The organism is Microcella sp., assembly GCF_025808395.1.
Classification (GTDB): Bacteria; Actinomycetota; Actinomycetes; order Actinomycetales; family Microbacteriaceae; genus Microcella.
The window spans coordinates 2,478,202-2,495,414 of record NZ_CP075524.1 but is presented as its reverse complement, the minus strand read 5'-3'; the positions used below and the strand labels follow the sequence as shown (position 1 = coordinate 2,495,414).

The 17,213-nt window shown below is 68.7% G+C and carries 16 protein-coding genes and 1 tRNA gene; 3 read left to right on the top strand and 14 right to left on the bottom strand.

The annotated features are described in order from the left end of the window. Positions 1 to 87 precede the first annotated feature (87 nt). A complete protein-coding gene (locus KIT89_RS12175; protein ID WP_297602017.1) occupies positions 88 to 1,215 on the top strand; it encodes a hemin ABC transporter substrate-binding protein in 1,128 nt (375 codons plus the stop codon). Here KIT89_RS12175 and KIT89_RS12170 read toward each other — a convergent pair. The 3 genes from KIT89_RS12170 to KIT89_RS12160 all read right to left on the bottom strand — a co-directional run bounded on the left by KIT89_RS12170 (position 1,197) and on the right by KIT89_RS12160 (position 4,830). Continuing rightward, a complete protein-coding gene (locus KIT89_RS12170) occupies positions 1,197 to 1,514 on the bottom strand; it encodes a hypothetical protein (RefSeq protein ID WP_297602016.1) in 318 nt (105 codons plus the stop codon). The two genes, KIT89_RS12175 and KIT89_RS12170, sit on opposite strands and share 19 nt — an antisense overlap. A 49-nt stretch (positions 1,515 to 1,563) precedes the next feature. Continuing rightward, positions 1,564 to 4,278 (bottom strand): HtaA domain-containing protein, encoded by a 2,715-nt coding sequence (locus tag KIT89_RS12165; RefSeq protein ID WP_297602013.1) that lies wholly within the window; start codon positions 4,276 to 4,278, stop codon positions 1,564 to 1,566. An 84-nt stretch (positions 4,279 to 4,362) separates the two neighbouring features. After that, positions 4,363 to 4,830 (bottom strand): GNAT family N-acetyltransferase, encoded by a 468-nt coding sequence (locus KIT89_RS12160; protein WP_297602011.1) that lies wholly within the window; start codon positions 4,828 to 4,830, stop codon positions 4,363 to 4,365. A 55-nt stretch (positions 4,831 to 4,885) separates the two neighbouring features. Here KIT89_RS12160 and msrB point away from each other — a divergent pair, with 55 nt between their 5' ends. Then, the gene (msrB, locus tag KIT89_RS12155; protein WP_297602009.1) at positions 4,886 to 5,317 is read left to right on the top strand and encodes a peptide-methionine (R)-S-oxide reductase MsrB; all 432 of its coding nucleotides are present in this window, start codon (positions 4,886 to 4,888) and stop codon (positions 5,315 to 5,317) included. Here msrB and KIT89_RS12150 read toward each other — a convergent pair. Together KIT89_RS12150 and KIT89_RS12145 are read right to left on the bottom strand one after the other, a co-directional pair. Beyond that, positions 5,298 to 6,272: a DMT family transporter gene (locus tag KIT89_RS12150; protein WP_297602007.1), complete on the bottom strand. Its 975-nt coding sequence runs from the start codon at positions 6,270 to 6,272 to the stop codon at positions 5,298 to 5,300. The two genes, msrB and KIT89_RS12150, sit on opposite strands and share 20 nt — an antisense overlap. Before the next feature lie 36 nt (positions 6,273 to 6,308). Then, the gene (locus KIT89_RS12145; RefSeq protein WP_297602006.1) at positions 6,309 to 7,013 is read right to left on the bottom strand and encodes a slipin family protein; all 705 of its coding nucleotides are present in this window, start codon (positions 7,011 to 7,013) and stop codon (positions 6,309 to 6,311) included. A 305-nt stretch (positions 7,014 to 7,318) separates the two neighbouring features. On the opposite strand from KIT89_RS12145, the gene KIT89_RS12140 reads away from it, so the two are divergent. Further along, positions 7,319 to 8,551 carry a cytochrome P450 gene (locus KIT89_RS12140; RefSeq protein WP_297602005.1) on the top strand — a complete coding sequence of 411 codons (1,233 nt, stop codon included), beginning with the start codon at positions 7,319 to 7,321 and terminating at the stop codon, positions 8,549 to 8,551. Between the two features lie 175 nt (positions 8,552 to 8,726). Here the strand turns inward: KIT89_RS12140 and KIT89_RS12135 are convergent. The 9 genes from KIT89_RS12135 to KIT89_RS12095 all read right to left on the bottom strand — a co-directional run bounded on the left by KIT89_RS12135 (position 8,727) and on the right by KIT89_RS12095 (position 17,202). Further along, positions 8,727 to 8,799, bottom strand: a tRNA-Thr gene (locus KIT89_RS12135). 85 nt (positions 8,800 to 8,884) lie between these two features. Continuing rightward, on the bottom strand, positions 8,885 to 9,970 hold the full coding sequence (locus tag KIT89_RS12130) for a septum formation family protein (protein WP_297602004.1): 1,086 nt from the start codon (positions 9,968 to 9,970) through the stop codon (positions 8,885 to 8,887). A 39-nt stretch (positions 9,971 to 10,009) separates the two neighbouring features. Further along, the gene (locus KIT89_RS12125) at positions 10,010 to 11,581 is read right to left on the bottom strand and encodes an alpha/beta hydrolase (protein WP_297602002.1); all 1,572 of its coding nucleotides are present in this window, start codon (positions 11,579 to 11,581) and stop codon (positions 10,010 to 10,012) included. After that, positions 11,578 to 12,738: a DNA polymerase III subunit delta' gene (locus tag KIT89_RS12120; RefSeq protein WP_297602000.1), complete on the bottom strand. Its 1,161-nt coding sequence runs from the start codon at positions 12,736 to 12,738 to the stop codon at positions 11,578 to 11,580. Before KIT89_RS12120 ends, KIT89_RS12125 begins: the two co-directional genes overlap by 4 nt. A gap of 9 nt (positions 12,739 to 12,747) precedes the next feature. After that, on the bottom strand, positions 12,748 to 13,374 hold the full coding sequence (tmk, locus tag KIT89_RS12115) for a dTMP kinase (RefSeq protein ID WP_297601998.1): 627 nt from the start codon (positions 13,372 to 13,374) through the stop codon (positions 12,748 to 12,750). A gap of 7 nt (positions 13,375 to 13,381) precedes the next feature. Further along, positions 13,382 to 16,162 (bottom strand): type I DNA topoisomerase, encoded by a 2,781-nt coding sequence (gene topA / locus KIT89_RS12110; RefSeq protein ID WP_297601996.1) that lies wholly within the window; start codon positions 16,160 to 16,162, stop codon positions 13,382 to 13,384. A gap of 82 nt (positions 16,163 to 16,244) precedes the next feature. Further along, positions 16,245 to 16,634, bottom strand: a complete 390-nt coding sequence (locus KIT89_RS12105; RefSeq protein ID WP_297601994.1) for an Rv3654c family TadE-like protein — start codon at positions 16,632 to 16,634, stop codon at positions 16,245 to 16,247. 5 nt (positions 16,635 to 16,639) lie between these two features. After that, entirely contained in the window at positions 16,640 to 16,984 is a 345-nt protein-coding gene (locus KIT89_RS12100) for a TadE family type IV pilus minor pilin (RefSeq protein WP_297601992.1), read from the bottom strand. Beyond that, positions 16,981 to 17,202, bottom strand: a complete 222-nt coding sequence (locus tag KIT89_RS12095; RefSeq protein ID WP_297603966.1) for a DUF4244 domain-containing protein — start codon at positions 17,200 to 17,202, stop codon at positions 16,981 to 16,983. The genes KIT89_RS12100 and KIT89_RS12095 overlap by 4 nt, the downstream gene beginning before the upstream one ends. Positions 17,203 to 17,213: the final 11 nt, after the last annotated feature.

Sequence of the window (17,213 nt, the reverse complement as noted above, 5' to 3'; positions counted from 1 at the left end):
CTCGGTCGCGCCTCTGTGCACCTCGCATCCAGCCGCTGTGGTTAGGCTTACCTAACCCTTTCCGCTCTCTCACTCCACCGGACCCTCATGACCCTGCAGCCGCGCCGTGCGACGAACCGGCGACCGCTGCTGCGCCTCGTCGCCACGCTGAGCGCCGCGGCACTGCTCACCGGGTGCGCCGTGTCGACCGCGCCGCCGCTCGTCGAGCCCACGAGCAGCAGCCCCCGCGTGCCGCTCAGCGAGCTCGAGGTGCTGCAGCAGCCCCGCGACTACGCGGGGCCGTCGACGGCGCTGCTCGGCTCGGCCTCGATCACCCCGGTGAGCGACGATCCGCCCCAATCGCTTCCTGTCACGGTGACCTCTCGCGACCTCGCGGGCGATCGCGAGGTGGTCGTCACCGACGCGAGCCGCATCCTCGCCCTCGACATCGCCGGCTCGATCGCCGCCACCGTGTTCGCCCTCGGGTTCGGCGACGACGTCATCGGTCGCGACGTCTCGACGACCTTCGCCGAGGCGGCCGACCTGCCCATCGTCACCAGCAGCGGCCACGCCATCAGCAGCGAGGCCGTGCTCGCACTGCGCCCGACCCTCGTCATCACCGACGGCACGGTGGGGCCCACCGACGTGGTGCTGCAACTGCGCGAGGCCGGCATCACCGTCGTCTACGTGGATGCCGAACCGGGGCTCGCCGCCCCCGGCGAGCTCGCCCGCCAAGTGGCGGCGGCTCTCGGCTCGCCCGAGACCGGAGACCTGCTCGCCGAACGCCTGCAGTCGGAGCTCGCCGAGGTGATCGCCGAGATCGAGTCGATCCGCCCGAGCGACCCCGCCGACCGCGTGCGCATCATGTTCCTCTACCTGCGCGGCACCTCGGGCATCTACTACCTGTTCGGCGAAGAGTCAGGAGCAGACGAGCTCATCGAAGCCGTCGGCGGCATCGACGTGGCCGGCGAGATCGGCTGGCAGGGCCTGCGGCCGATGACCGACGAGGCGCTCGTCGCCGCGAACCCCGACCTGATCCTCGTCATGACCGGCGGGCTCGTGAGCGTCGGCGGCGTCGACGCGCTCATCGCCGCGAAGCCCGCGATCGGCCTCACCCGAGCGGGCGAGCTGCGCCGATTCGTCGACATGGCCGATGGTGAGATTCTGAGCTTCGGCCCCCGCACGCCTGCAGTGCTCGATGCACTGGCGCGAGCGATCTACGCTCCTGAGAGCTGACCGGCGGTCGCGAGCGCGGCACGACGGGCGACCGTGAGCGCCGCGCAGCGCTCGTGCGCGAGCTCGGCCACGGCATCCCACTCGCCTTCGATCCACGCGCGAATCTCGCCGTTCTCACGCAGCCCGGCAGCTCGCGCCGCCCACAGCACGATCGCGGGCTCGCGCTCGGCTTCGGCGAGCGTGTCGATGAGCGCGAGGCAGTCGGAGTCGTCGGCGATGGTCTCGGCCCAGACGGCGAAACTCGACCGGTGCGCCTGATCGCGGGCGAACCGCCGATACACCTCAGCGGTGGAGCTCACGTTCGCATTGTGGCACGAGCGCGAGCCTCCACCGCTGAGGCAAGCCGAGTCAGGCCGCGGCGCGGCGCCGCAGCATCACGATGACCACGGTGATGACGGCGAGCACTGCCGCGATGAGCAGCGCCCACACCCACCACTCGATCGCGCCATCACTCGTCGCCGGTGCCTCCGCTTCGGGCGAGGCGACGAGCTCGTCGCCGCAGTCGTCGGCGAGCGTGCCGGTGATCGTGATGGGGTCGAACTCTTCGCCTGCGGGGTAGGTGCCGAAGGCGTCGGCACCCGTCGCGGTGAGCGTCACAGGGGCACCCGTGATCGTCAGCACTCCGTCATCGGCCGATCGCGCTGCGGCCGAGAGGTCGATGTCGCCGAAGACCACACCCTCGGCCTCGACCGCCACACCGTCTTGCGTCGTGCCGATGACGTCGAGCACGAGCTGCGCGGTGTCGCCATCGATCATGACGACGCGCGGGTTCGACACCGTGGTGTCGAGAATGCCGCCGTGCCCCGTGAAGCGGATGCCGCCGGTGAAGTCGAACTGCCCTTCGCCCGTGCGGGGGTTGATGGCGCCGGCACCGCCGAAGGCGAAGCTCGGAGTCTCGTACTCGGCGCCCTCGAGCAGCTGCCACTCGCCGTTCGCGATCGAGCCGCTGATGTAGGCGCGGAAGGCTTCTTTGAAGCCCCACTCGAGCTCAGCATCCGACACGAGACACGAACCGGCCAGCGAGACGGTCTGCGCCAGCTCGCGAATGGTGACCACGATGCCGCGGTCGACGCTGCCCTGCAGGGTCAGCGTGTGCACGCCCACGAGATCGGCAGGCAGGGTGCCCGTCCAGGTCGCGACGCCCGACGCATCGGCCGTGACCGACTGGCTCAGCACAAGAGGCTCGCTGTAGATCACGACGGCGATGCCGGTCTCGTTGGCGGCGAAGCCGCCTGCCGAGACCGTGATGCGCTGGCCCGGCTGCAGGGAGTTCGGGTCATCGCCCTGCAGCTCGGCGCCGGTGCTCGCCGGTGGGGTGGTCGGGATGCTCGAGCCCGTGTAGGCGCTGACGACTCGCGCTGCGCCGCTCGCGCTCGAGGGCGCCCCGATCGTGAAGGTCACCGCGTCGAGCGCGGTGCCGGCCGGGTAGAACGCCGTGCCGCCGTATGCGAAGGCAGGGGCGCCTGCCGCCGTCAGCGTAGCGGGCACGCCCGAGTAGCGCACCGCACCGTCGGGCAGCACCGTACGAGCGCCGTTCGCGAGCGAAAGGGTGGCGAGCGTGACGCGGCTGCCGTTGACCGTGGCGACCAGCTCACCGCGAGTGCTCGAGACGAGGCGCACGGTGGGCGAAGCGATCGTCACATCGAGCGCACCGCTGTGCCCGCTGTAGCGCACAGAGCCGCCGTACGCGATTGTGTCGGTGGCGCCGGTGGCAGAGGTCTGCGGAAACACGACGACCGATCCGTCGCTCGAGGCGCCAGAGACACGAATGGTGCCTTGTGCGATCGAGCCAGTGACGTAGTTGCGGAACGACTCTTTGACTCCCCAGCGAAGCGTGCCGGCGCTCGGGGTGGGCGTGGCGGGGGGCACCGTCACCTCGGGCTCGGGCTCGGGCTCGGGCTCGATCACCGGGCCTGCGAACTCGACGAGCGTGGCGGTCTCGAATGGTGCATACGACGCTCCCCCACCGGGGAAGGTGTAGACCCCGAGCCGGCCGTTCTCGAGCATGCCCTCGAACTCGTCCGTCACCGTCAACTCGACCTCGAACGAACCATCAGCCTCGATCGCGACACCACCAGCATTCGCGCCGCCGATCGTGGCCACGTTCTCAGGGTTCACCACCCACCGGGTCTGACCAGGGGCAGCCTTGCGCGCAGCACTGCCGGCACCCTCACTGGGCTTCCACACCTCGGCATACGAGCCGAACACGACATAGACACCACCGAACGAACCCGCCAGTGGAAAACGCGTCGCCGTCGTCGCCGGCGGCACCGGGCCGAAGTTCTCACCAGACACCGTGATGACCTCGCCTGCCACCAGACCCTCAGTCTTCGACACCGAGATCGTCGGCGCGGGAGGGGCGAAGGCCAGCAGCGTCTCGGTCTCGAACGGTGCATACGACGCTCCCCCGCCGGGGAAGGTGTAGACGCCGAGCCGGCCGTTCTCGAGCATGCCGACGAACTCGTCCGTCACCGTCAACTCGACCTCGAACGAACCATCGGCCTCGATCGCGACACCGCCAGCGTTCGCGCCGCCGATCGTGGCCACGTTCTCAGGGTTCACCACCCACCGGGTCTGACCAGGAGCCGCCTTGCGCGCAGCACTGCCGGCACCCTCACTGGGCTTCCACACCTCGGCATACGAGCCGAACACGACATAGACACCACCGAACGAGCCCGCCAGCGGAAAACGCGTCGCCGTCGTCGCCGGCGGCACCGGCCCGAAGTTCTCACCCGACACCGTGATCACCTCACCCGACACCAGACCCTCAGTCTTCGACACCGAGATCGTCGGAGCCCCCGCAGCGACAGGGGCGAGTCGAGCAGCGCTCGACCGCGTGTCGCTCATGACGACCCCGCCATCGCTGACGGGCGCATCGTCGACGAGGGGGTCGGCGGCCTCACTGTCGATGTCGGTGGGTTGTTCGTGGGTCTCAACGGCCGCGGTGTCGGGCTCGACAGTGCCGAACGCCGGCAATGACGACGCCAGCACGGCGAAGGCGGTCGAGAGGGCGATGACAAGCGCGAGCACGGGGGTGCGTCGGCGCAGCGCTGCGATGAGCAAAGCGGCTCCTGGAGTGAGAATGGTGAGTAAGGCTAGCCTTACCTTCGTAGATGAAGTAAGGCTAACCTAACACGTCGGCGAGGGCTAGACCTGCGAGGGCCGATACATGCCGATGTGCGGAATACCCGCTTCGAGATACTGCTCGCCGTACGGCTCGAACCCGACGGCCGCATAGACCGCCATGACCGCCACCTGGGCGTGCAGCGCCAACGGGTGCGCCCCGTGGCGCTCGATCACCTCGTCGAGCAGCCGGCGCGAGAGACCCTGGCGGCGACGGTCGGCGCGAGTGACGACGCGGCCGATCAGGTGGCGAGCATCCCGATCACCCTCTCGAGGCGACTCACGAACGATGACGCGCAGATAGGCCGCCACCCCCGCATCGTCGCGAATGCACCAGTGCTCGGTCGACTCGAGTCGGTCGTCGTCGTCGAGCTCGATGTCGTCGATGCGCTGCTCGAGATAGAACACCTCGGTGCGCACGCGGGCGATGTCGTAGAACTCGTCGACCGTGAGCTCGCTCCAGGTTTTGCGAATCGGGGAAGAGTCGGGCACGGTTGCGAGTTTAATGGAGCGAGACCAACCGCCCTCGGGCGAGGAGTGAGGGGCCATGAGCCAGACACCGGCAACAGACGGCAAGAGCTACCAAGTGCAGAAGACCGAAGAAGAGTGGCGGGCCGAGCTGGGCGAAGAACGCTACCAAGTGCTGCGCCAGGCGGGCACCGAGCGCGCCTGGACGGGTGAGCTGCTCGACGAGAGCCGCGCCGGCATCTACACGTGCGGCGCATGCAACGCCGAACTCTTCGTGGCCGGCACCAAGTTCGACTCGGGCTGCGGCTGGCCGAGCTTCTACGAATCGGTGCGGCCTGAAGCGGTCGAACTCATTGAAGACACCTCGCTCGGCATGGTGCGCACCGAAGTGCGCTGCGCCTCGTGCGGCTCGCACCTGGGCCACGTCTTTCCTGACGGCTTCGGCACGCCCACCGGCGATCGCTACTGCATGAACTCGCTCGCGCTCGACTTCACGCCCGAGAGCGAGTAGCCGCACCGTCTCGCTTCGGCCACCGGATGCTCGCCACGAGCACCCCGGCGAAGGCCAGCACCACGGCGATCGCGGTCGCCGTCGTCGAGCTCGGGCCGAGCGGCGCGACGGCGTCGAACAGCAGCGAGCCCGCCAGTTGACCCGCCACGAGGCACAGCCCGAGCACGAGCACCCCGATGCGGGTGACGGCCACGCTCTGAATGGCGATGAAGATCGTGCCCACCGCGCCGCCGAGGTAGAGCAACGGGTTGCTCGGCAAAGCCTCGGGCAAGCCTGAGATCGCCAGGTGCACCGCCGTCGCCACGGCGAGTGCCGCTGTGCCGACGGTGAAGTTGACGGTCGTCGCCGCGAGCGCCGACCGCGACTCGGTGCGCACCCGCCCGTTGAACCCCTGCTGCAGCCCGACCGCGAGCCCCGCGAGCAACGGCAAGACGATCGCGGCGGCCGCGAAGTCGTCGCCGCCGAGTCGCGGAAGCACGGCGACACCCACGGCAGCGACAGTGAGCACGGCGCCGAGAAGCCGCGCGGGGCCGATGGCGGTGCGCCGTACTCCGGCGAAACCCGTGGCATCGACGACGAGACCCGTGATGGTCTGCCCCGTGACGATCGCGATCGTGAAGATCGCGACCCCGATGATGCCGGCAACGAGGCCCTGCGCGAGCACGAAGAACGCCCCGGCAAGCCCACCGGTCAGCACCCACCACGCGAGCCTGCCTTCACGCACTTCGAGGGCGAGCCGCCGAAGCCCCGATCGACCTCTCGGCGAGAAGGCGAGCGCAATCAGCAGAATCAGCCAGCCGCTGCTGAACGAGATGAGCGCAGCGGTGAAGCCGTCGTCGAGCCGCTGGCCGAGTTCGCCGTTGATGCGGCTCTGCGTGGCGACGCCGACGCCGGCGACGACAGTGGCCGCGATCGCGACGAGCGTGAGGCCGCGCGGGCCGGTGTTCGCGTTCATTGCGCCCAGCATCCCACGCCCGCCGCGCGTGACCGCCTAGTCGTGGCGCGCGACGCCGTCGCGGTGAATGATGATGTTCGCGCCCTCGGCGGCTGCCTTCAGGGTCCGCAGCTCCATGAGTGCCGGGTGATCGGCGAGGAGCTTCGCCGTGTTCGCCAGACTCCTCATGGCCGCGGCTTCGGAGCGCGCGCGCTCGAGCTCGGCCAGACCCCGTTGACGGGCGAGGGCCGTCTCGGCGATGGCTTCCCGCACCTCCATCGGCAGCGTGACATCTTTGAGAGTGATGCCCGTGACCGTCGCACCCAGCTCAGCCAGAGTGGGGGCGAGTTCGTCATCGGCACCGTCGAGCAGAGTGCTTCTGCTCTGGGCGATCGCCGCAAGTTCGAGGTTCGCCACACGGTTGCGCAGAGCCACCTGCAGAGCGGCGTAGATCGTCTCGAACGGCGAGGCAGAGGCGAAGATCCACGCGACCGGATCGATGACCTGGGCGGTAGCGACGAGCGAGAGGCGAACCTGCACGCCATCGGCCGTCAGCACTTCTTGCGTCGGAATGACGAGCACGCGGGGCCTCAGGTCGAGCACGTGCCACGTCGACCGTCGACGCCGACGGTAGCGGCCCGGCCCCTCGGTCGACGTGTGAACCCCATCTCGCACGACCACGGCTTTCGCCCACGGCGCGACCACGACCCATCGACCCGCGGTGACCACAGTGGCATCCGGCGTCATGACACTCCACGACATACTGACCTCTTCGTTCGGGGCGACGTGCCCGCGCTCGGCGTCCTTGAGGTGACGGGGTCGCCCTCGTCGGCGAACCGACGTCGCGACCGCAAGGCCTCCCCAAATCTTCTCCGAAGAGAGCCGGCGCGGACACGTCTGTTGTGCGGAATCGAACCGCCTCACCAGAGTGTTTTTCAGACACGTGCTGCTCTCGGAACCTCAAGGCAACTGCCCCTCAGCCGAGTTGTGCTCGAACAGCGGCCACAGTCTAGCGCCGGGCACACCGCACCCATAGTCTGAGATCGTTCGCGTACGAAGGAGTTCGCATGGTCATCACTCAGGCCGATGTCGGCACCGACCTCGACGCCGAGCGGCAGGCACGGTTTCCGCTCGGGGCGCGACTCACGATCGACGACCTCTCGCTCGCCGGCCGCGAGCACCGACTCGACGAACTGCGCGAGGCAGAACCGGTCACCTGGATGCCCGAGCTCGGCGGCTGGCTCGTCACCAGTCGCGACGCCGCGCGCGAGGTGCTGAACCCCACGGCACCCATGACGGTCGAAGTCGAGCAGAACATGGTGCGCAACTCGCTCGGTCCGATGATGCTCACGAGCGACGGCGAGTCGCATGACGCGCAGCGTCGGCCATTCGAGGCCCCCTTTCGCAACCGCGACATCGAGGCACGCTACGGCGAGCGCATCACCGCGCTCGCCCACCGACTGATCGACGCCATCGAGGGCGACGCCCACGAGCCGTGGAACCTCGGCACTCGCTTCGCCTCCCCCTTCGCCGTGCTCATGGCGGGCGAGCTGCTCGGGCTCTCGCTCGACGACACCGAGCGCATCGACGGCTTCTACAGCGACTTCGCCGGCGCCATGGAGTACACCGGAGACCCCGAGCCGATGCGCCGCGCCGACGCCGCTCGCGGCGAGCTCACCGCCCTGCTGCTCGACGAGCTCGCCGCCGCTCGCCGCACCCCCACGCACTCGCTCACCTCGCAGGTCGCGGGCGACGACTCGCACGGGCTCAGCGACGACGAGCTCGCGGCCCAGCTGCGCGTCGTGCTGTTCGGCGCTATCGAGACCATTCAGGCGTCGGTGATGAACACGCTGTATCTGCTGGCCGAGCATCCTGATCAGGAAGCGGCGGCGATGGATGATCGCACCCTGCTCAGCGGAGCGCAAGAAGAAGCACGGCGCCTCATTCCACCCGTCTCGTTCATCGAGCGATGGACGGCCGAGCCTGTCACCATCGGAGGTGTCGAGTTGCCCGAGCACGAGTTCGTCGGGGTAAGCGTGCTCGCCGCCAACCGCGACCCTGCCCACTTCGACGACCCGCTGCGCTTCGACATCACGCGGCCTAACGCTTCGCGCTCGCTGTCGTTCTCGTTCGGCGTGCACGCGTGCTTGGGATTGCACCTCGCACGAGCTCAGACGACCGGCGCCATCACCGCGCTCTGGGATCGACTCGGGCGCTTGAGGGTGGTCGATGCGACCGAGCCCGAGGGTTTCGCGTTCCGCAAGCCGGCGGTCATGCGCGTGGCCGCGGCGGGCGGCTGACGCCGCGCGTGACAGTCGCGGAACGTGGCATCAGTGCCGGAAAGTTTCACGCCTCTTGCCACTTTCGGCCACTGTCGTCGCCGAAGACGGGGTCAGAGAGCCGCCTGTGGGCGTGACGCATCGCGTCACGCTGGGCGCGGCTCGCACACAGCGCAAGTGAGGGGGAGAGGATCAGAGCCGCCTGTGGGAATCGAACCCACGACCTTCTCATTACGAGTGAGACGCTCTGCCGACTGAGCTAAGGCGGCGCACGCGGCGAGCCGCGGCACGGTGAGAAAGCTTAGCCGATCACAGCCGCACCTGCGCGCGCGTCACAGCTCACAGCCCCGAGGCTCACAAGCCCGAGCCGCGCAGAGTGCCGACGATCGGCCCCTCGGGGTCGAACAAGACGCAGATGACGTCGCGATTGCCGTAGGCGTAGTTGCGCTTGTCTGGCCAGTAGTAGGCGTAGTAGTACAGCGAGCGCTGGTACGACGTGCCGACGTAGGGCTCGAAGGCGTCGAGGCACGCCTCATCGGCGAGCACGTTGACCTCGTCGTCGCCCGGGTACGGGCCCGAGGGCAGTGTGACGATCGCGTACACCTCGCTGTCGTGCGGCTGATCGCAGTCGACGAGGGGGATGGTCGACACGGTCTCGTCGAGGTTCTCGTCGTTGAGGCACATTCCCACCTCGAGATCCCAGAACGCGACCTCGCCCTCCGGTGCAGCAGCGTCACCGGGACCTCCCGCGGCACCGACGCCGTCGACGATGCGATCGCCGGTCTCGGCATCGATGACGATGTCGGCGCAACCGTGCGGATTGCTCTCGCGACCAGACATGGCCTGCCCGCCTGCCGGAGCGTCGCCGCGGGCAGACCCCGTCCAACTCCAGGTCGCGGCGATCACGGTCACCGTGAAGTCGAAGCGATCGGTCGACACCGGTCGTTGACCGACGACGAAGACACGCTCATCGTCGCCCGAGGGGGCAGCGTGCAAGTGGCCCACCCCGCAGTGGTGCAAGAACTCGTCGACCACCCAGATGGCCGAGATCTGAGCTGCGGGCGACTGCGTGGCGGGCTCGGCGCCCGCACCCACGATGTCGATGCCCTGCCTGTCGAAGCGCTCGCTGACTGCCTCGAACGCCGTCGGCAGTGTCGAGGCGAGACCTGCTGCCGTCGACGCCACGCCGGTGACGACCGACAGCGTGAGCGCGACAACTGCGAGTGCTCGCCCTGTGCCGGCGTGCGTCGCCCGGTCGAGAGCGATGATCGCGAGCACCATCGCTGCGCCGATGACGATCGCCGCCGGCAGGCCCATGCCGGGCAACGGAATCAGCAGCAGAGCGAGCGGCGCCACCGCGAGCGCGAGCGCGACGACCGCGAAGGGCGCTGACGGCGCTGGTGGCGCGGCCGAGTCAGCAGGCGCGTCATTCGTCGACATGGTGCCCCCTTCGTTCTCTGCAGGCTGCCTCGTGCGCGATTACGGACCGTCGGGGTCGCAGACGAGACCGTCGTGCGGCACCGCACCAGTGATGAAGTAGGCGTCGACGACATCGTTGATGCACGGGTCGCCCTCGTCGTAGGCGATGTGCCCCTCTCCCACCCAGGTCAAGAGCACGCCGCTCTCGAGCTGGCCCGCGAGCGCCACGGCCCACTGGTACGGCGTGGCCGGGTCGCCCGTTGTGCCGATCACGAGAATCGGGGCGGCCCCCGTGCCGCTGACCGGCCCGAGCTCGCCGTCGAACTGGTGCGGCCAGTTGGCGCACAGCACGTCGCCGAGCGGTGACGCCTCGCCCGTCGTCGTCGGCGCCACGGCCCTGATCTGCTCGTTCTGCGCAGCGATGACCTCGCGGTCGGTCTCTGCCGGATAGTCGAGGCAGTTGATCGCGATGAAGGCTTCGAGCGAGTTGTCGATGTACTCGCCGTTCTCGCGCCCGTAGTAGAAGTCGGCCAAGAAGAAGCCGGTCTCGACCACGCCCGTGCGCAGTTCGGTGAACATCTCGCTCAAGAACGACCACGAGCCGCGGTCGTAGAGCGCGGTCGCGATCGCGATATCGAGCACCGCGCCGTCGAAGTAGCGGCCATCAGTCGCCCTGATGGGGTCGGTGCCCAGACGCTCATAGAGCTCGCTGATGAGCGCGAGACTCTCATCGACGGTGCCGGGGAACGGGCAACTGCCGAGCTCGGGGCACGCCACCAGGTATGCGATCAACGCATTCTCGAAGCCTTCTGACTGGGCGAGCACCACGTCGAAGGTGCTGGCCGTCGGGTCGGTGGCACCATCGAGCACCAGGCGCCCGACCTTGTCGGGAAAACGGTCGGCGTAGCGGGCACCGATGTCGGTGCCGTAGGAGTATCCGAAGTAGTTGAGCTGGGCATCCCCCACAATCGCCCTCATCATGTCGAGATCGCGCACCGTGCTGTTGGTGTCGACGAAACCGAGCAGCGGGCCGGTGTTCTCAGCGCAGGCCTCGGCGAAGGCGATCGAGCTCTCGGTCACCTCGGCCTCCCACTCGGGGGTGCCGAACTCCGCCTCGGGAATGCCGTAGATGAAGTCGTCCATGTCGGCCGCGTCGGTGTAGCACGTGACGGCGCTCGACCGGCCGACGCCGCGTGGGTCCCAGCCCACGATGCCGAAGGCGCGCTGCAGGTCGGTGCTCACGGCGAAGTCGACGCTCTCGCGAACGAAGTCGAAGCCCGAGGCCCCCGGCCCGCCCGGGTTGATGAACAGAGAGCCCTGAGCCTGACCGCCGCTCGCAGGGTGTCGCACCATGGCGAGTTCGATGTCGTCGCCCTCGCCGGGGTTGTTCCAGTCGAGCGGGGCGATGGCCGTGGCGCACTGGGCCCCTCCGCCGCACCCCGACCAGGTGAGCACCTGGTGGTAGTACGGGCGAAGCTCTTCGGCGACCTCTTCGCCCGTGGGAGTCGAGACGGTGCCGCCCGAGACGAGTTCTTGCAGCCACGAGGGCACGCAGCCGCTCAGCAGCAGCGCGGGCACGAGCACGAGAGAGGCGAGGACGGCGCGACCGCTGCCCCTGGTTCGTCGATTCACGACATGGAGCCTAGCGTCGGTGCGCGGCCGCTCGCCGAGATGAGCATGGCTTCGAGTGCGAGCGTCGGCGGCACGTTGCCTTCGATGCGTCGGCGGGCGAGCGCGATCGCATCGAGGGCGGCGAGCGACTGCTGCGCGCTGCTCTCGCGCGACGCCACCTCGAGGTCGCCGCGGATCGACTCGTTGACCAGGTCGAGGCCGGCACCGAGCTGCAGCAGTGCGAGGTCGCGGTAGAGCGACATGAGGTCGACGAGCACGCGATCAATGCCATCGCGCACCGAGCGCGTCGCCCTTCGCTTCTGGTCTTCTTCGAGAGCTTTGAGGCTGGCGCGCAACGCCGCGGGCACTGCCCCACCGGGCTCGACGCCGAGTGAGCGCAGTGCGGCCGCGCGCTCTTCTTCTTCGCGATCAGCCGTGAGGGCCTTGGCATCGTCAGTGGCGATCGCCACCAGTTGCTCAGCCGCCAGCACCGCGCCGCTCACACTGTTCACCCCCAGCGCCAGGGCGAGGGTTCGCGCTCGTCGCTCGCGGGCATCGGCATCGGTCGCCAACCGTAAGGCCATGCCGATGTGAGTCTGCGCTTCACGAGCGGCCCGCTCGGCGAGCGCCGGCTCGATACCGTCTCGGCGCTCGAGCAGTTCGGCGACCTCGGTGACGCTTGGCACCCGCAGCCGCACGGTGCGCACGCGCGAGCGGATGGTGGGAATGAGGTCGGCGGCGCTCGGCGCGCACAGCACCCAGACGGTGCGCGGCGGCGGCTCTTCGAGCGCCTTTAGCAGCACATTCGAGGTGCGCTCTGTCATGCGGTCGGCGTCTTCGATGACGATCACGCGGTAGGGCGCGATGCTCGGTGAGTATTGGCTGTGCGAGACCAGCTGGCGCACTTCGTCGATCGAGATGATCACCCGGTCGGTGGCGAGCACCGCGAGGTCGGGGTGCGTTCGCGCCGCGACGAGGGCGGCCGTGTGCTCGGCATCAGCGCCGGTGCTGTCGCCCTGCAGCAGGGTCGTCGCGAATGCGAAGGCGAGATTCGAGCGCCCCGACCCCGGCGGCCCTGTGATGAGCCACGAGTGCGTCATCGCCTCGGGGTCGGCCGCGGCCTCGCGCAAGGCGTCGATCGCCGACTGCTGACCGGTCAGCTCGTCCCACGCGGTCATGCGGTCACCTTAGCCGAGCAGGTGCGACACTCGGTCGCGGATGCTCGCCTGCAGCTCGTCGACCGGGCGAGTTGCGTCGAGCACGAGAAACCGCGTCGGCTCGGCTGCGGCAAGTGCGAGGTATGCCCGGCGCACGCGCTCGTGGAAGTCGTCTGGGGCCGACTCGAGCCGGTCGTAGCGCGTGCGGCTGGCTTCGAGCCGTTCGCGGCCGACAGCGGGGTCGAGATCGAGCAGCACGGTGAGGTGCGGCAGCAGACCCTCGGTGGCCCAGAGCGAGAGGTCGCGCACTTCGTCGGGGTCGAGAACTCGCCCGGCGCCCTGGTAGGCGACCGACGAGTCGAGGTAGCGGTCTTGAATCACGACCTCGCCGCGGTCGAGGGCTGGGCGCACCACCGTGGCGACGTGGTGGGCACGGTCGGCCGCATAGAGCAGCGCTTCGGATCGCGGAGCGATATCACCGCGACGGTGCAGCACGATCTCGCGCAGCTCGAGCCCGAGGTCAGTGCCCCCCGGTTCGCGCGACTGCACGACGGTGCGGCCTTTCTGCTGCAGCCACTCGGTGAGGGCACCCATTTGGGTGCTCTTGCCCGAGCCGTCTCCGCCTTCGAGGGTGATGAAGAGGCCCGACTCGGTCATGTGGGGCTCACTTCTTGGCGGCGCGCTTCGCCGGCGTCTTCTTGGCTCCGGCGCTCGCCGCACGCTTGACCGGCTTCTTGGCTGGCCCCTTCGCTCGTCGGTCAGCGATGAGCTGCACCGCTCGCTCGAAATCGACCTCCATCGGATCTTCTCCGCGGGGCACCGTCGCGTTGGTCTCGCCGTCGGTCACGTAGGGGCCGAAGCGGCCGTCTTTGAGCTTGATCGGCTTGCCGCTGACCGGATCAGCGTCGAACTCTTTCAGCGCGCTCGAAGCTTTGCGGGCTCCGTACTTGGGCTCGGCGAACTTCGCGACGGCACCCGCGAGGTCGATCTCGAAGATCTGATCTTCTGCGTCGAGCGATCGCGTGTCTGTGCCCTTCTTCAGGTAGGGCCCGTAGCGGCCGTTCTGCGCCGTGATCGGCTCACCCGACTCTGGGTCGTCGCCTACCACTCGGGGAAGGCTGAGCAGCTTGAGTGCCGTCTCGAGATCGACGGTGGCCGGATCCATGCTCTTGAACAGCGAGGCTGTGCGGGGCTTCTCGACCGGAGCCTTCTTCTTGGCGGCTGGCTTCTTCGTGACCGCGCCCTCGTCGAGAACCTCTCCGGTCGTGGTGTCGACCATCGGTGCAGCCGACGCGGGCTCTGCGTCAGCAACGGGTTCAGGGTCGAGTTCGGTCACGTACGGCCCGAAGCGACCGTCTTTGGCGACCACCTGCTTGCCCGTCTCCGGGTTGAGGCCGAGCACGCGGTCACCGGCGATCGGCGCATCGATGAGCTCTTGGGCTCGAGCGGGCGTCAGCTCGTCGGGCGCGAGCTCTGACGGAATGCTCACCCGTCGCGGCGTCTCGGAGCCCTCTTCTGCCACCTCGAGGTAGGGGCCGTACTTGCCGACGCGGAGGGTGATCGTGTCGCTGATGGGCATCGAGTTGAGCGCTCGGGCGTCGATCTCACCCAGATTGTCGACCACGGGCCGAAGGCCGGGTTGGCGGTCGTCGCCGAAGTAGAAGCCCTTCAGCCACTCGGTGCGGTCGGCTTCGCCGTTGGCGATGCGGTCGAGGTCGGCCTCCATCTCAGCGGTGAAGTCATATTCGACGAGGTCGGAGAAGTTCTCTTCGAGCAGGCGCACCACCGAGAAGGCGACCCAGTTCGGAACGAGCGCGGTGCCCCGTGGCGTGACATAGCCGCGGTCGATGATGGTCGAGATGATCGCCGCATAGGTCGAGGGCCGACCGATACCTCGCTCTTCGAGCGCCTTCACCAGGCTGGCTTCGGTGTAGCGCGCCGGCGGGCTCGTCTCGTGACCTTTCGCCTCGACGTCGACGACGCTGAGCGCCTGGCCCACGGTGAGCGGCGGCAGCTTGGCCTCGGCCGGTTCGCTCTTGTCTGCGAGCTCTCGCTCGTCGTCGCGGCTCTCTTCGTAGGCGGCGAGGAAGCCGCGGAAGGTGATGACGGTGCCGCTCGCGGCGAACTCAGCGATCACGCCCGAGGGCTGTGCACTCGCCGGCGTCGGGCCCGCTTCGATGGTGACGCTCGCGGTCTGGCCGCGCGCGTCGGCCATCTGGCTCGCGACCGTGCGCTTCCAGATGAGGTCGTAGAGCTTCCAGTCGTTGCCCCGAAGGGTGCCTTCGAGCTCGCTCGGGGTGCGGAAGACGTCGCCCGCGGGGCGCACGGCTTCGTGCGCCTCTTGCGCGTTCTTCGACTTGCTGGCGTAGACCCGCGGCTGGTCGGGCACGGTGTCGGCACCGTACAACTGCGCCGCCTGCGCGCGCGCGGCGTCGACGGCTTGCTTCGAGAGCGTCGTCGAGTCGGTGCGCATGTAGGTGATGTAGCCGTTCTCGTAGAGCGACTGGGCGACCGACATCGTCTGACGGGCAGTGAACCGCAACTTGCGCCCGGCCTCTTGCTGCAGTGTCGAGGTCGTGAAGGGCGCGGCGGGTCGACGCGTGTACGGCTTCGACTCGACGCCCGTCACCGTGACGGCGAGCGCCGGGTCGCGCAGAGCGTCAGCGAGCGTCGTCGTGACTGCTTCGTCGAGCGCCACCGTGTCGGCGTTCTTGAGCTCGCCGCGATCGGTGAAATCGCGACCCGAGGCCACCTTCTTGCCGTCGAGCCGGTTGAGCCGCGCGGTGAAGGGCGCATCGCCGCCGGTCGGGGTCATGGTGGTGTCGAGATCCCAATAGCTCGCCGTCACGAAGGCGAGTCGCTCGCGTTCGCGGTCGACCACCAGTCGCGTCGCCGCCGACTGCACGCGGCCCGCGCTCAGCCCGGGGCCGACCTTGCGCCAGAGCACGGGGCTCACTTCATAGCCGTAGAGCCGATCGAGAATGCGGCGCGTCTCTTGCGCGTCGACGAGCGCCGTGTCGAGGTCGCGCGTGGCATCGACCGCGCGCTGAATCGCTTCGGCCGTGATCTCGTGAAAGACCATGCGCTTGACGGGCACTTTCGGCTTCAGCACCTCGAGCAGGTGCCACGCGATCGCCTCGCCCTCGCGGTCTTCATCGGTGGCCAGCCAGAGCTCGTCGGCATCTTTCAGCGCACGCTTGAGATCGGCAACGGTCTTCTTCTTCGAGTCAGAGACGACGTAGTAGGGCTCGAAGCCGTTCTCGACATCGATCGAGAACTTGCCCAGCGGGCCCTTCTTGAGCTCGGGCGGAAGGTTCTTGGGTTCGACGAGGTCGCGAATGTGCCCGACCGAGGCCTGCACCTCGAAGTCGTCGCCGAGGTACTTGCCGATCGTCTTCGCCTTGGCAGGCGACTCGACGATGACGAGCTTCTTGGCTGGTGACACGGGGTTCCTCTTTACTGTCGTGATGGTGCGCCCGGGGGGATTCTCTCCGCACCCCGACTGATGCCGCGGCGCAATGCCGCGATCAGGCACACCATACACATGATTCTGCTGAGCGCTCGCGCAGAGCGTCTGGCGCACCGGCGCGGGCTGACCGCGAAACGGTGATGCCGAGGATGCCCGTCTCGACTCGCACGACCACGCTGAGCCCTTCGGCGGCGCACTGGCTGAGTCGCACGCGATGGGCGGCCGCGACGCGCTCGGCAACCTCGCACGGCTCGCCCGGCACCCAGCCCAGCAGCACGTCGGCGGCGGCGAGCGCCGCGGCATCGGCGGCCGCCGTGACCTGCTGGCCGCGCACGAGCGCGTGGCCGGCGCCGAGCAGGGTCAGCCCGGTGATCGTGACCACCGCGACGAGACTGACGACGAGCACGCTGCCCGCCCCTCGACTGTCGTGCACGAGTGTGCGGCGCACCCGGGTCACCACCCGCCGTCGAGCGCGCAGGATGACGCCGTGAGCACGACGGGCACGAGCATGACGCGCTGCTCGAACTGCACCGTCGTGCACACCAGATCGCGCGGTCGCGTCACGACAAGGGTCGCACCGGCAACAGTTCGGGCGACGTGCTGCTGCGCCACCTCGAGAGCCTCGCCCCGGCCGAGCAGCCTCGCGGCGTCGGCTGCGGCATCTTGAGCGCGCACGTGCGCAGCCGCGAGACCGAGGCCGCCGAGACACGCTGCGAGCACCAGCACGACGACGGGCAGGGTGACCGCCACTTCGGCGGTCACCGCACCCCGGTCTCTCGAGGCGGTCAGCCGGGTCACCCCCCGACCGTGAGCGCCGTGCGCACGAGGTCGGTGAGAATGCCGCGCACCTCGTCGCTCTGCATGATGACGACGAGCAGACTCGCGAACCCGACCGCCGCCATGGTCGCGATCGCGTACTCGGCCGTGGCCGCGCCCCGATCGTCGGTGAGCAGCGATCGGCGTCGCGATGCGCGGGCAGCAGCGTCTCGGTGAGAGGAGAGGGGGGAGTCGGTCATCATCGGTGTCC